We start from the raw sequence: 223 nt of genomic DNA on the forward strand, positions 1-223 counted from the left end.
AACAGCTCACTAGTCGAGCGGACGAGCATGGATAATAATCGGGCATAAGTATACTACCGAAGCTATGGATTTACAGACAAGGGTTTGTAAGTGGTAGGGGAGCATTCTAATAGGGTTGAAGGTGATATGTGAGTATTGCTGGACTAATTAGAAAAGAAAATGTAGGCATAAGTAACGATAATGCGGGCGAGAAACCCGCACACCGAAAAACTAAGGTTTCCAC

At 43.0% G+C, this 223-nt stretch carries 1 rRNA gene; it reads left to right on the top strand.

From position 1 onward, the window contains the following. Positions 1-223, top strand: a 23S ribosomal RNA gene (locus KO524_RS15365); the annotation flags it as partial.

This window comes from Flavobacterium sp. NKUCC04_CG, from assembly GCF_019345525.1.
In the GTDB taxonomy this organism is placed as follows: domain Bacteria; phylum Bacteroidota; class Bacteroidia; order Flavobacteriales; family Flavobacteriaceae; genus Flavobacterium.